General features: G+C 35.8%; 10 protein-coding genes. 3 read left to right on the top strand and 7 right to left on the bottom strand.

Going from position 1 to position 14,168, the window contains the following annotated elements; translation table 11 throughout:
- Window positions 1–172 precede the first annotated feature (172 nt).
- The 3 genes from G530_RS0114370 (at window position 173) to G530_RS0114360 (ending at window position 5,447) form a co-directional block, all read left to right on the top strand.
- Entirely contained in the window at window positions 173–3,067 is a 2,895-nt protein-coding gene (locus G530_RS0114370) for a SusC/RagA family TonB-linked outer membrane protein (RefSeq protein WP_240472174.1), read from the top strand.
- A gap of 19 nt (window positions 3,068–3,086) precedes the next feature.
- Window positions 3,087–4,421 carry a RagB/SusD family nutrient uptake outer membrane protein gene (locus G530_RS0114365; RefSeq protein WP_026935191.1) on the top strand — a complete coding sequence of 445 codons (1,335 nt, stop codon included), beginning with the start codon at window positions 3,087–3,089 and terminating at the stop codon, window positions 4,419–4,421.
- A gap of 354 nt (window positions 4,422–4,775) precedes the next feature.
- The gene (locus tag G530_RS0114360; protein WP_026935190.1) at window positions 4,776–5,447 is read left to right on the top strand and encodes a class I SAM-dependent methyltransferase; all 672 of its coding nucleotides are present in this window, start codon (window positions 4,776–4,778) and stop codon (window positions 5,445–5,447) included.
- Between the two features lie 247 nt (window positions 5,448–5,694).
- On the opposite strand, the gene G530_RS17905 is transcribed toward G530_RS0114360, so the two are convergent.
- The 7 genes from G530_RS17905 to G530_RS17035 form a co-directional block, all read right to left on the bottom strand.
- Entirely contained in the window at window positions 5,695–5,829 is a 135-nt protein-coding gene (locus G530_RS17905) for a hypothetical protein (protein ID WP_262490148.1), read from the bottom strand.
- Window positions 5,830–6,443: 614 nt separating this feature from the next.
- Window positions 6,444–8,801, bottom strand: coding sequence for a GumC family protein (locus tag G530_RS17045; protein WP_035716554.1), 2,358 nt, complete (start codon window positions 8,799–8,801; stop codon window positions 6,444–6,446).
- A gap of 3 nt (window positions 8,802–8,804) precedes the next feature.
- Window positions 8,805–9,569, bottom strand: a complete 765-nt coding sequence (locus G530_RS0114345; protein WP_026935189.1) for a polysaccharide biosynthesis/export family protein — start codon at window positions 9,567–9,569, stop codon at window positions 8,805–8,807.
- A gap of 32 nt (window positions 9,570–9,601) precedes the next feature.
- Window positions 9,602–10,963, bottom strand: coding sequence for an exopolysaccharide biosynthesis polyprenyl glycosylphosphotransferase (locus G530_RS0114340; protein WP_240472173.1), 1,362 nt, complete (start codon window positions 10,961–10,963; stop codon window positions 9,602–9,604).
- 107 nt (window positions 10,964–11,070) lie between these two features.
- Window positions 11,071–11,838: a glycosyltransferase family 2 protein gene (locus G530_RS0114335; RefSeq protein ID WP_026935187.1), complete on the bottom strand. Its 768-nt coding sequence runs from the start codon at window positions 11,836–11,838 to the stop codon at window positions 11,071–11,073.
- 146 nt (window positions 11,839–11,984) lie between these two features.
- Window positions 11,985–12,956: a UDP-glucuronic acid decarboxylase family protein gene (locus G530_RS17040; RefSeq protein WP_035716551.1), complete on the bottom strand. Its 972-nt coding sequence runs from the start codon at window positions 12,954–12,956 to the stop codon at window positions 11,985–11,987.
- 78 nt (window positions 12,957–13,034) lie between these two features.
- Window positions 13,035–14,168, bottom strand: a 1,134-nt coding sequence (locus G530_RS17035; protein ID WP_035716550.1) for an Ig-like domain-containing protein, incomplete at its 5' end; no start/stop codon positions are given.

Raw genomic sequence — 14,168 nt, 5'->3', positions numbered from 1 at the left:
ACAAAACCAGCACTTACTTTAAATTAAAAGCTAAAAGAGAATGGCCAGTTTTGTATATATAGAATTGAATTACTAATTCACTAATTTCTAATATATGATGAACTACTTTTTTCAAAGGCCATCGATCCTAAAAAAGTGCATTACCCTAACATTTTTTTTAGTTTTTGGTACAATGGCGATCGCACAGACCAACCAGTATGTGTTTACTGGGACCATTACAGATAATAACTCGAATATTCCTATCTCTGGAGTTTCAGTTTTTATTGAAAATTCAAACAGGGGAGCCTCCACAGATTTTGACGGGAATTATAGATTTACGGCTGAATTAAGCCCTGGCACCTACAATCTTGTAGTGAATTCTGTAGCTCATAAATCGAAAAAACTAAGTATCAGCCTTGGCGATCAAACCGAAATCACCAATGATTTCACTCTGGTAGAAGATCTCTTAAGTCTTGATGAAGTAGTAGTTACAGGTAACGTGGTGGGAATCAACAAAAGAGCTTTAGGTAATAATATATCTTCTGTAAATGCCGAAAACCTCAGTAACACGGCATCAGTACAGGTAGATCAAGCATTACAGGGAAAAATCACCGGGGCATTGGTAGTCCAGAATTCTGGAGATCCAGCCGGAGGAATTTCGGTTTTACTTAGAGGAGCCAGTAGCTTAGGTGGAAATCAGCCATTATATATTCTGGATGGAGTAATACTGAATAACGACAGCAACGAATTGATAGATATTGGTGGAAATAGCCAGAACAGGCTTGCCGACATTAATCCGGAAGATATTGAGAAAATCGAGGTGATAAAAGGTGCAGCGGCATCAGCAATTTATGGGTCTCGAGCAAATAATGGTGTTGTACAGATCTTTACTAAACAAGGAAAAAGAGGCGAGGCTCAATTCAGGTTTTCAACCAGCGTAAAAGTAAATGAGCTTCGAAAGAAAATAGATTACAATACCGCTCCATTAGCATGGGTTGATCCATTCGACAGAAACAATCTAGAAACGAGACCTGTTGAAAGATTTGATCTACAGGACGAATTCTTTGATACAGGGTATGGAGTTGAAAATGCTCTTTCTGTAAGCGGGGGTGGAGAAAATGCCCGATATTATGTTTCAGGTTCATTCCTGGACAATGAAGGTATCATCAAGAATACAGATTTTCAAAGAATAAACTTTAAGACCAATGTGGTTTTAGACGCTTTTGACTGGTTAAAAGTTACCGGAGATTTTAATTACGCGCGCAGCGTTAGTCAGGATATCCCCAACGGTGGAATCAATGCCGCGTATGGTGCTATTACCGGATTTGTGTTTAGTGAAAATTCAATAGACCCTTCACCAAACGAATCTGGTGTATATCCTGTGACGTCTCTATTAGTACCAAGAACAAACCCGGCAGAAGCTGTGGAACGATTTGATTTTGGTAATAAAACGAACAGATTTATCACTAGTTTCAAACTAGATGCTGAAATAACCGACAACCTTTCGGCTTCCTATATTTTGGGATTGGATTATTACAATCAATCTGCATCTGCATTCATTCCGGTAGGGAACACTTCTCCTAATGGAAGCGGTTTTGCCAGAAGATCAGACGTGAACAATTTTCAATATAATAGTGATCTAAACCTAACATACCAGGCAAATATAACTGACGATCTTACTTCTACGACTACTCTAGGTGGAACTTACCAGTTTCAAGAGGTCGAAAGAATAGGGATCCAGGCCACTGGACTAGTTCCAGTTGTAGAAACTGCCGGCTCGGGAAGTATCCTGGAACAGGGAGAAACACGAGTACCTTTCTCACTTTGGGGAGGGTTTATTCAGCAGGCATTCGGATTCAAAGACAAGCTATATATAAATGGAGCTATTAGAACTGATGGATCGTCTGCATTTTCAAAAGATGAAAGAAACCAGTTATATGCCAAAGCAGGTATTTCCTATATCATCTCAGAAGAAGATTTCTGGCAGGATGGAATTGGCGATGTATTCAATACATTAAAACTGAGAGCTGCCTGGGGTCAATCTGGAGGATTAAATGCATTACCTGCATTTAGCCGATTTACCAACTTCTCCCCTAGCGCCCTTAACGGACAAAGCAGTTTGATCATTGGAAATCAATTAGGGAATGTTGATGCTGCTCCGGAAAAACAAACGGAAACTGAATTTGGTTTTGATGCTGGATTCTTTGACGGAAGAATAGGTGTGGAATTTACCTATTATCAGCAGGAAGTAACAGATCTATTACTGAATAGAGAACTTGCACCTACTGCCGGTTTTGGTTCAAGGTTTGAAAGTGTAGGTAAACTGGAAAATAAAGGTTTAGAATTATTAATAAGAGCTATTCCTGTTAGAACAGATGATTTCACCTGGAATCTTACAACGACCTACACTAGTAATGACAATAAAGTAACCAATGTAGCGGGACAACAATTTGCCCTTGCAGGAAGTTTCTCCACTAACTATGTGATCGAAGGTGAATCTCTTGGTGTATTTTACAGACAGTTCTATAACAGAGATGCCAATGGAGAGATTATTTTAGATGATAATGGTTACCCAACTACAGGAAGAACGGAAGATGGTTCCTCTTCAAAGGTTATTGGAGATCCTAATCCAGATTGGTATGGTTCGCTAATCAATGAATTCAAATACAAGAATTTCGCTTTAAGAGCACAGTTTGACGCAGTTCAGGGATTTGATGTTTTTAACTGGAACCGAAGATTGCTTGATAATGTGATCTTTGGTGGTGGTTCTAATGTAGGAGAGGAATTGCTTGGAAACTTACCTAAAGGTTACGGTGGAGCACAGGCCGGTATCTTCGAAGAATTTGTTGAAGATGGTTCTTTTGTAAAACTTAGAGAGCTATCCCTAAGCTACACGATCGCAGAACCAATAAAATATATTGACGAAATAAAGTTAAGCCTTGTGGGTAGAAACCTGGTTTCATGGGACGACTACAGCGGTTGGGATCCTGAGGTAAATACCGGTGGTCAAAGTAATGTTCGTGGATTCGATTTCGGGGCAGTGCCAATCCCAAGAACCTATCAGTTCGGAATAAACCTAAGCTTCTAATTTTAAAGTCATGAAAAAAATGAAAAATTATATCCATATAAAAATTCTAGCTGTAGTGGTTTTACTTTTTACAGGTGCAGCCTGTGAAACAGATTTTGATAATCCCAATGCAGCTACAGACGAACAAACCTACTCTTCCAGAGAAGGTACGATAGCAGCAGCCATAGGTATGCAGCAATTATATTCTACCGCTGGGCTAAGATGGATCGTGGAAACACCAGCTATTACTACTAGAGAAGTGGGGATTACAACTACTTTCCAGAATATGATAGAACTGGAAGACGGAGGAAGTGAACTACCAAATTCCAATTCTAATGTTGAAGGAATGTGGGGAACACTTTACAGAGTCGTAAAAGTTGCAGAAGACCTGGAGAATAATGTTCCAAATCTTGGCTTACAGGCAGGAACGGAAAGTGGTTTATTAGCTTTTGCTAAACTATTTAAAGCAATGTCTATTGGTGCCTTGTCTCAGAATTATACAGATGTAGTGATCGAAACTGACCAGGATAATAATGCCGAATTTGTTTCCAGAATGCAGGGATACCAGGAAGCAATAAGATTACTGAACGAGGCTAACTCCTTAATTTCAGCGAATCCAGTTTCAGACGAATTTAATTCTGCTATTACTCTAGGAAATATTGATCTTCAAAATACGATAAACGCTATGCTGGCAAGATTTAATTTGTTTGCTGGTAATTATGACGCAGCAATTAGTGCGGCTTCAAGTGTAGATCCAAGTTCTACATCATTCTTTAATTATGATACTCAAAACCTGAATCCAATCTGGTCCAGAGTTTATCAAAATTCAGCACCTAACTGGAAACCAAGAGATGAATTCGGATTACCAGAATATCTACAGCCAGAAGAAGATGACATGCGAAAAGAATTTTATTTGATTCCTTTAGACACCTTAAACCAGAACGGTTTACCAATTGAAGATCTGGCTGGATTCTATGATGTAAGTACAGAACCAATCCCGATTTATTTACCGGATGAAATGGATTTGATAATTGCTGAAGCAAATTTACGTAAGTCATCTCCAGACACTGATGCAGCAGTAAATGCATTGAATGATGTACTTACTGATAGTTCAGATCCTTTAAATGTGAATGCCGGTCTGGATGCCTATTCTGGTGTAGAAACTGTAGATGCACTATTAGACGCCATCTATACCAATAGACGAGCTGAATTATTCTTAACAGGGGTTAGCCTGGAAGATAGTAGAAGGTTTAACCGTCCTGAACCTAGCGGACAATCCAGAAATTTTGCTGAAGAGCGTAACCGTAATTTCTATCCTTTCCCGGAAAGTGAGAGAAACAGTAATCCTAACACACCACAGGACCCTTCTATTTAGGAGAAAATATATTCTGAATAATCTACGGCCTGTTTTTAACAGGCCGTTTTTAATCATTATTTGATTACAATATCGTGTAATTATATTTCCTCTAATTACGGGTCTTATCTCCAGTGATATATTTCATTATGATATGGTTGTGCCTGGTTAATCCAAATATTGGAGAAGGAAGAATTGATTGAATTTCTGGCAAGCATCTTAATATCCAGCGAGGTTATATTATATTACTTCTGGAATAGATACCTATAAAATATTTTAAATTACACCTTGGATAATTCAACTTTTGGCCTGGCCACAGTACAATTTGCGTAGAGAAATAATGCTTGAAGGTAAACATCCTTTAAAACTCGGGTTATGAAAAAGCAAAATGACATCATAAAATCATGGGAAGCAAATGCTTCAGAATGGATTAGAATCATCGAGGAAAAAGGGATCGCTTCCAGGAAAATTACGAACCAGGCAATCGTAGATGAGGTGAACTCATACGATTCTGCTAAAATACTGGATCTGGGATGTGGGGAAGGCTGGCTTACCAGAGCCTTATCTACTGATGAAAATTCCGTAACTGGTGTTGATGCTATAGAGAATTTGCTGAAAAAAGCGAGAACAAAAGGGGAACAGTCATTTTACCAGCTCACATATGAAGATATAATTGAGGGAAAAAAAATTCCAAATGCTCCTTTCGACAGTATAGTGCTGAATTTTTGCCTATATCAGGATAAGCAGGTCGAAAAGTTGCTGAAATCTCTTTCTAAGTTTTTAAATGAAAATGGCCAGATACTAATTCAGTCAATCCACCCTTACTTTCTCATTCAGAATGATTTTAAATATAAAAGCAGTTGGATAGAAAATTCATGGAAAGGACTTCATGGGAATTTTGTACATCCTCACGCCTGGTTCGCGAGAACATACGAGGATTGGATAAATACATTTTCGAATTCCGGACTTTATTTATATAAAATGAGGGAACCAATAAATGAAGAGGGACTCCCTGCTTCAGTGATTTTCACCTTAAAAGGGTTGTAAAAAGTATAAGATTTTGATGATAAGAATCTTCAATTCTGCTTAGATTAAGCTTTTTAGAAAAAACCAGGTTTGATAAACTTTTGGAAAATCAAGAATAATTAAGTGTAGTATAAGACAAAGAATTATTATGAATACAGTAGCTTCACGGCAGAATTGCTATCATAATGTAGTCAACTACCTACAAAAGAAGATATAAAATAACCCTCATGCATTTCTGAATGAGGGCTAACTGTAAATTTCAAGTGATCTATTGGAAGACTGCCACCAAAGCCATTAGGATAAGCCCAACACCAATGATAACCCTTCTAATCACACTAACCTTCTTTTCCATTGAAGCATAAATCTTCTGAAATTCCGGGTCAGTTGAAACTAAATTCTCCATGTTGTGTAGATTTGGGTACGGCTAATATTGTTAATATATTCATAACAAACAAATTAATCGATGTATTTCATCTGATTAATATGCTTTTTACCGTAAATCTTACCTGAAGCTATTCAATATTTCATGCCCTTCCCTTTCAGAATTAGAAAATAGTATTCAACGTTGATCCCTAAAAACAAAAAAGCCTTCTTCCATCAAATGGAAAAAAGCTTTTCATTGGTTAACCAATAATCCACACAACAAGGATTATAGCTCGGTTAACTACACATCCCAGTCTCCTGGGACAAACAACACAACTAATCATTAGTGCCAAAAAAAGCCCCCCGTGTAGAGGAGCTTTTTTGCAATTTTGCGGTCTGGTTAAAAAACCATCTTGCCTTCTAGATGAGAGGTAGATATTCTATCTAACTTAACAGTTATAATGTATTCATATTTCAAGGACAATTAGAAAGGTTTTAGTAAAATAGCCGGATTAAAAATAATTCTATCAAGAAATTTAATTTTGGATTTATTGATATATTATGAATATACATTTCTTTTAAAAAATATAAAGCCTGCACTTTTAATTCGGCACGGGTTATTTCCAGAATTTAGTTGAATATCTATTAAATAAACTAGAAATAAGTTCTCCAACTAAAGGCTGGTTTTTTTTGTTCTCCATACCCATAACCATATTTATTCCCAAAGCCAAGGTCTGATTTCTGGACATTATTGAGAATAAAATTAATTTTAGGCATAGTCCCGTTATTCTTTGCATCTAAAGCAAACTCCAGCAAATCTTTATCTGTATAACCCGCTTTTACCAAATATAAGGTAATATCAACATGTTTATTAATTAAGAAAGTATCAGTGACTAACATCGATGGAGCTGAATCTATAATGATATAATCATAGATATCTTCAAGCTCCAGAAACATTTGCGATAGTTTTTCTTGACGCAAAAGTTCGGAGGGGTTAGGAGGAATACTCCCAGAGCCAAGAATACTTAAATTTGAATTAATTGTAGATTTTTTAATCAGGTTTTTGATACAAATTTTATTCTGGGTCAGGTAATTACTTAAACCGGCTTTATTACTTTCAGAATTCTCTATATACATTTGTAATTTAGGGTTACGTAGATCTGCACCTATCAGTAAAACTTTTCTCTCGTTGTTAGCCAGTGTAATTGCTAGATTTAAGGCAGTAAAAGTTTTACCTTCTCCTTTTATAGACGATGTAATAAGGATCTTTCTTCCTTTATCTGTTTTCTTTGAATCCAGTAATAAAAACTGAAGATTTGTAATTAAGAACCTAAAAGATTCCGAAAGCATGGAACGGTCATTTTTTCCGATCATGATTTCCTCCTTTTCCTTAACTTTCGGTAATTCTCCAACAATAGTAATTTCTCTAGATAATTCTTCAATATCTGATCGACTATATATCTTATTATCCATCATTCCTTTTATATACAATATTGAAAATGGAATAAATAAACCCAGTGCTATTGTTCCTAACAATACACTTTTAGAATTTGGAGATACTATATAACCGGTGCTGTGAGCGCTATCTACAATCTTGGCTTTTGGTGCTGTAACTGCTAGTGCCAGTGAATTCTCTTCTCTCTTTTGCAGTAAATACAGGTATAGGGCTTCCTTAATACTTTGCTGTCTTTCTATACCTCTATACTCTCTTTCCTGTGATGGCACCGCCAGAATTTTGGAACCTATACTCCTAACCTGACGGGTAACATCCTCCTCAGAAATTCGCAAATTATTCCTTAATCGCTGCAGACTTTGTAAAATACTAGCCTTAACCTGGTCTATCTGATTGTTTATTCTAACCACCGTTGGATTTAATTCAGTAGAACTTTGCATGATCCTGTTTCGCTGAAGGACCATATCGTTATATTCTGAAATTTGCATATTTACACCATTCTCCTGAATTCCTAAATTTGCCGGAAGAAGTTCAGAATTTGAACTACTGGAGAGATAATCAAGCATGGCATTTACCAGTTCTAACTGTGTTCCTATTTCCTGTCTTTTCCTATTATATTCACTTGCGGTTTGCACAAACATCTGCGATTCAGACTGAATATCGGTTAACCGATTAGACTCCTTAAACTCTTCTTTCCCGGATTCTACAAATTCGAGTTCATCATTTATAATATCTAAACGGTCATTTATAAAATTAGCAGTATTACCAGCAATTAAGTTTTTATCTTCTATTGCATCTCTATTAAATTCAAAAATCAATTGATCTATAATATCCATAGCCTTTTCCGCTACCGGATCTTCAAGACCTAACATAATTACATTAGAACTTTCTTTTTCCTGAATGAGCTTGATATTGTTACGGTAAATTGCTGCTACCTTATCAATTTCAGAAAAGGTCATGGTTATATTTTTAAAACTCTTCACACCCTTATTTGGAATGATCACAACACTGGCAAACCCGAGGTCAACAGGAGATCCTGATTCAGCTTTTAAAACCTTCATATTGGTAAGGTTTGTAATTAGAAGTCTATCTTTTCCAGTTAATGCTATTTTAAAACTTTTGTCCCCATATTGATTTTCTTCTTCAAGCTTTAAAACCTTCAGTGTAAACGGTATGTCCTTATAAACTTCGACATCTCTTACCTTACCTTCTACAAAATAAGAGATATGGAGATTTAATGATTTCACAACTTCTCGCATAAGTCTACGTGATCTAAGAATAGCTAACTCCTTATCGAGATCATTGGTTTTTAACCCTGTGGCTAAACCCAGATCGGGCATGTCAGATTTACTTGAATTGGTTGTTTCCTGATTAATGATAATACTGGCAGCTGCGCTGTATACCGGTGTAGTATATCTTAAATAAAAATATCCTAATAAAAGTGAAAACACAATTCCAACTAGAAACCAATACCAATATTTCAGATATTTTTTTAGCTCCTTCCTTAATCTGAGTTTATTAGATTGTTGTTCTAAAGGATTATGATTGGAATTAATCATGATTTAATTTGTTAATAAAATAGCGGTAGAAATCAGAAGAGATAATAGTCCTATATAACTTGAAGCATTGTTAAGTACGCTTGCTGACTGTCTTTTAGTTCCTTTGGGTTCTACATACACAACATCATTCTGTCTAAGATGAAAAAACGGGGAATTCACCGCATCAAAATCTGTAAGATCCAGATAAGTTTTAACTTTTTTTCCATCCATTTCTCGGATTACCATTATATTCTCTCGTTGCCCGAAAATTGTAAGGTCTCCAGCCAATCCTAAAGCCTGGGTAAGACTGATATAATCATCCTGAATTATAAAGGTCCCCGGATTTTTCACTTCTCCTAAAACACTAATCTTGAAATTAAGGACTCTTACATTAACAATAGCATCCTTTACATACAGTGAAATAGCATTTTTGATTTTTTTAGATAACTGAAAAGTATTAAGTCCTTCAACATCCACAGTTCCTAATACGGGAAATTCAATAGTACCTTCTTTAGATACCATATAAGTTTCCAGCTCTACATTTACACTAATTTCTGACGCTACAGATTTGGTCATATTAAATGGCAGGGCAGCTTCAGGCTCAGGTGTTGCGACCCTTATCGTTAGTTGGTCGTTAGGCATGATTCTTAAATTCTTGTCTGGATCGTAATTCGTACTTTGCAAGTCATTTTGGAAATAAACAATTTCTTCTCTTGAAACACAGGCACTGAATAAAATCAGGCAACATCCTGTGTAAATCGCAATTTTTAAAAACTGGGAGGCTTTCATAATTTCTCTTTTTTTAGTTAAAATTTAAGTTTTCAGAAGGCATTTTCTTCACCTTTTAAGCAATTGTAGATGGTATTATAAATTATCTTGAAGTCCAGTATAGGGCACCATTTTTCGAGATAAAAAATATCCAGTCTAGTACGATTTATTATATCAGATTGTTTTGCAATTTCTCCTCTGTAACCTTTAATTTGAGCCAAACCTGTGATGCCCGGTTTTGCATAATGCCTTACTAAATATTTATTTACAGATTTAGAATATTCTAGAGTATGTGCTTCCATATGAGGCCTGGGGCCTACAACACTCATGTTTCCAATTAGAACATTATAAAATTGAGGTAATTCGTCAATGCTGGTTTTTCTTAAAAATTTACCCAGCCTTGTCACTCTGCAATCATTTTTTACACACATTTTTGAATTTGACTCCGTATTTATTCGCATAGACCTAAACTTATAACACCAAAAAGATTGGCGATTATAGCCATGCCTCAATTGTTTAAAAAATACCGGTCCCCTCGATTCCAATTTCATTATAAGATATATAATTGGGGTTAACCATGAGAGAATTAGAAGAATTACAAATAAGGAAAATAGTATATCAAAAACCCTTTTTCCATATCTGGCGTAATTCAATTCTAGAGGTGAATTTCTTAAATTCAGAACTGGGATATTCTCAAAAAGTTCTGCATTCATCGCTCGAGTGTGAATGCCTTTATTATCGGGCACTAATTTTAATTTCTTAAAGTTATTATCAGCAAAATGAATTAATTGTTTTACCTGTTGCTGAGATAGTTGTGAAACAAAGCAGTAGATTTCGTCTACACGATTCTCTAATATGTAATCGAAACAATCTTCAATTTTCCCCAGATGATCGTTACAATTTTCATTTCTACTATCGAAATAGCCCAGATATCTATACCCATAATCAGTTCGGTTAAAAATCTTTTTTATCTTAAGTAGATTTCTCCCATAACCAATTACTACAACATTCACATAATTCCCACCCATTATTCGATACAACTTTCTTAGCTGGAAAAATATCCAGCGAAATATTGCTAAAAGAAAAAATATAACGCTTAAGACTAAAAGTTGATAAGACAAATCAAATTCAACTTTCCTAAACGAGAACACTGTGAAATATGTAAGAGTGAAGATAAAGTAATGCATCACAAATTTGTGAAACCTTGTTATGAAGCGTTCTTTACGTTCTAGTGAATAAAAGCTAAGTATTGACGCGATTATTAACCATGAAGAATTATATCCGACAATTGCCGGAAGATCCAAATAGGTTTCTGGTGTAAGCAAAAGCAGAGATACATTTATAACTAATAAATGTATTCCGAAGGATATCGGGATAATTAAAGGTGCCCCTTTGATATTTAAATTATAAAACATACTATTCCTCGTTTACCTTTTTAATGAAAAATGAAGTAGATTAAATCTGGGCTAGAACCTAGGAGCGAGATGAATATTGAAAAGGGGGGAAGAGAAATTTAAAATATTTAGAAGTTTAAATAAGTTTTAAGCTGGGGTGCTAAATAATGCGGGATTTTTCGTCCTATTTTAAAAATTAGGGTGAAAAAGCCCATTAATTTATGCTCTTTAATAATTTTCAAATCTTCTGATGATTTTCTTTTCTGAAGACCAATAGTGGTACTTTTTCCACCAAGTCTCATCTTGACAATCCATTTATTCAGAAAGTATTTTTTTAAATTCTTATTTCTAAACCAGCGCAAAGAAATATCGTAATCACTAGCAATAGAATACTCCAGACTATACAGCCCAAAGTTATCATATAGTTCTTTCTTTACATATATTGTAGGATGTAAAGGTATCCAGCCAAATTTCAAATAGCTTTTCTTAAATGGATTGGAAGGATAAATTCTTTTAATTCTATTCGTATTTTTCTGACCCACAAAAATTCCTTTTCCATATACTATATGACTTTGCGTAGTCGTAAAGGTCTTAACTATCTCACTTATCACATCCTTTTCAGGATAAAAATCATCTGAATTTAGTATTCCTATAATATCGCCAGTGGCATTTTTAACACCCTTATTATAAGCATCAAAAATCCCGGAATCTTTCTCTGAAATATAATAGGCTAATTTATTAAGAAAATGCTCAATCTTCTTTTGAGTTCCATCTGTGCTTGCACCATCAATTACAATTAATTCAATATTATCATAATCTTGATCTAAAACAGACTGGATACACTCTGAGATAGTATTTACATTATTGTATACAACGGTAATGATTGAAACTTTCATAATTTATTGGTTTAGTGATTGGTCACATTGATATTAAACTGAAGCTATTAAACCTCTAGTTTTGGACAATTAGCGGGATTAAGATCTGTAGATTTGAAAGGAAGTTTGAAATAGATTTAGGCTTTTCAGACCTTAATTTGGTTGATTTAAACTCGAGCCACTTTTTTACGAGCAGCCTTTTTTCTAAGAGTAGAATCAAAATATTCTATAGTCTTTTCGAGACCTTCTCTTAGATGAACCGCACAATCCCATCCATTGAGCATACTTTTGGCCAGGGCTGTATTGGGTTGCCTCATCTTTGGATCATCTTTAGGCAGTGGTTTAAAAATTAGCCCTGAGGTTGAACCTGTGAGTTCGATAATATATTTTGCTAATTCTAGCATCGTAAATTCATTCTGATTTCCCAGGTTAACAGGCCCGATAAATTCTTTAGGAGTATTCATCATTCTAAGCATGCCTTCTATTAAATCGTCTACATATTGAAATGATCTTGTCTGCTGACCATCTCCGTAAATTGTCAAATCTTTTCCCAACAAGGCCTGCACTATAAAATTTGAAACTACTCTGCCATCATTGAGATCCATTTTTGGACCGTAGGTATTGAAAATTCTTATAATTTTAATTTCAACATTATTTTGATGATGATAATCCATAAAGAGAGTTTCAGCACAACGTTTTCCTTCATCATAGCACGACCTTGGACCTATTGGATTCACATTCCCCCAATATTTTTCAGGTTGAGGATGTATTTCTGGATCTCCATAGACTTCGCTAGTACTCGCCTGCATCACTTTTGCATTAATACGCTTGGCCAATCCCAACATATTAATGGCTCCCATTACAGAGGTCTTCACAGTCTTGATGGGATTATATTGATAGTGAACAGGAGAAGCCGGGCAGGCGAGATTAAAAATTTCATCGACCTCTATCATAATTGGCGCAGTAATATCATGCCGAATAATTTCGAAATAAGGATGATCCAGTAAGTGAATGATATTTTCTTTTGAACCAGTGAAATAATTATCTAAACATATAACTTCATTCCCCTCTTTTAGGAGTCGTTCACAAAGGTGAGACCCTATGAATCCTGCTCCTCCAGTAATTAATATTCTTTTCATATTAACTTATTTTTAATGTTTAGATCATTTTTGGTTTCCCTTTTCTTCGAGTGAGCTTAAGCAGATTCCTGAAATTAATCACCTTCGTAATATTAAATTAAAACTCTCCCTGCCAGAAGAACTATTTAATATTACCAGGTACATTCCATTTGGAAGATGATTTATCTGGAGATCATAAACATATTCCACCCCACCTAATACTCGTCCTTCTGTGATCTGGAAAATAAAAGCACCTCTGGCATCAAACAAGTTCAGAGTATAATCTGCATCTTCCTTCAAATTAAACCTAACGGTTGACTCTCCATAAGAGGGATTTGGATATACAGTAAGATTATTCTCTGTAATTTCGCCTCCAGATCCATCTCCAGGAATCATAATAGCCCCCGGAAATACTATCGCTGATGCTATATTGGAATATTCAGAAATTAAATCTCCTTTTACCGCCTTTATTCTATAATATAATTCACCCCTTGATCTCCTATTATTTAGGTTACTATCTGTATAAAAAATTGTATTTGGTGGAATATTAATAAGATCCACTCTACCTGTAAAATTAGGATTGGAAGAGCGCTCCAGGATGAATCCTGTCTCCCCGACACTATTATCTTTCCAGGTTAAATAGACTTCGCTCGTTGATATCCATGCAGCAGTTAGATTCGTTGGCGCATTGATTGATTCATCAGGGTTAACTGAAACTGAAATAATTTCGGAAGTTGCGCTTTCTCCTTCATTATCGGTAGCCACGGCTGTCAGCTCATAGGCGCCTGAAGCTACATCGCTCCAGATAAGACCCCAGCCATCACTATCATCAGAATCTACTCCTAAGGAATTTTCTCCTGCGAAGAATTCTACCGAAGTTATGGTTCCATCGGCGTCAGATGCATCAGCGGTGATCGCTATTTCAGCGGGGGCCGTAAAAGAATCATTATCTACAGGTATTGTTATTGAAACCGTTGGAAGCATGTTTTCATCCGGATCACTCACTTCAATATTTACAATTGCTGAAGTTGTGCTTTCTCCTTCATTATCGGTAGCTATAGCTGTCAGTTCATAGAGGTCTGAAGCTACATTGCTCCAGGTAACTCCCCAGCCATCACTATCATCAGAATCTACTCCTAAGGAATTTTCTCCTTCGAAAAACTCTACAGAAGCTATGCTTCCATCAGTATCAGCTGCATCCGCAGTGATCGCTATTTCTGCGGGAGCCGTAAA

This window comes from Christiangramia echinicola DSM 19838 (assembly GCF_000423065.1).
GTDB lineage: Bacteria > Bacteroidota > Bacteroidia > Flavobacteriales > Flavobacteriaceae > Christiangramia > Christiangramia echinicola.
This window is presented reverse-complemented; position numbering and strand designations above follow the sequence as displayed.

What these genes read in the sequence shown, in the direction of transcription:
- G530_RS0114370 (WP_240472174.1), top strand. Translation starts at nt 173, where the DNA reads ATGGCGATCGCACAGACCAACCAGTATGTGTTTACTGGGACCATTACA.
- G530_RS17040 (WP_035716551.1), bottom strand. Translation starts at nt 12,956, where the DNA reads ATGAAAAGAATATTAATTACTGGAGGAGCAGGATTCATAGGGTCTCAC.
- G530_RS0114345 (WP_026935189.1), bottom strand. Translation starts at nt 9,569, where the DNA reads ATGAAAGCCTCCCAGTTTTTAAAAATTGCGATTTACACAGGATGTTGC.
- G530_RS0114335 (WP_026935187.1), bottom strand. Translation starts at nt 11,838, where the DNA reads ATGAAAGTTTCAATCATTACCGTTGTATACAATAATGTAAATACTATC.
- G530_RS0114360 (WP_026935190.1), top strand. Translation starts at nt 4,776, where the DNA reads ATGAAAAAGCAAAATGACATCATAAAATCATGGGAAGCAAATGCTTCA.
- G530_RS17905 (WP_262490148.1), bottom strand. Translation starts at nt 5,829, where the DNA reads ATGGAGAATTTAGTTTCAACTGACCCGGAATTTCAGAAGATTTATGCT.
- G530_RS17045 (WP_035716554.1), bottom strand. Translation starts at nt 8,801, where the DNA reads ATGATTAATTCCAATCATAATCCTTTAGAACAACAATCTAATAAACTC.
- G530_RS0114365 (WP_026935191.1), top strand. Translation starts at nt 3,087, where the DNA reads ATGAAAAATTATATCCATATAAAAATTCTAGCTGTAGTGGTTTTACTT.
- G530_RS0114340 (WP_240472173.1), bottom strand. Translation starts at nt 10,963, where the DNA reads ATGTTTTATAATTTAAATATCAAAGGGGCACCTTTAATTATCCCGATA.